The 271-nt window shown below is 35.4% G+C and carries 1 pseudogene; it reads left to right on the top strand.

The window, feature by feature from the left end:
* Positions 1-271, top strand: a pseudogene (locus SB658_RS24100) (HlyD family secretion protein); the annotation flags it as partial.

Below are 271 nucleotides of genomic sequence, written 5' to 3'. Positions count from 1 at the left end.
ATCACATTAATTGTACTAGTTGGCGGCGGTATTGGCGGTTATTACTATTACAATCAAGCGGAAAATTATTTAAAAACAGAAAATGCAAAAATTGATGGAAAGGTAATTCCGATGGCATCACCAGTAGCAGGTAAATTAACTGACTGGAAAGCTGAAGTAGGAAAGAATTACAATGAAAATGATAAATTAGGTGCTGTTACTGTAGCGGCAGCAAATGGAGAACAGACAGTAGATGTAACAATTCCACAAAATGCAACAATTGTACAATCAA

This window comes from Bacillus sp. SIMBA_008, from assembly GCF_046535495.1.
Lineage (GTDB): Bacteria > Bacillota > Bacilli > Bacillales > Bacillaceae > Bacillus > Bacillus subtilis.
This window is presented reverse-complemented; position numbering and strand designations above follow the sequence as displayed.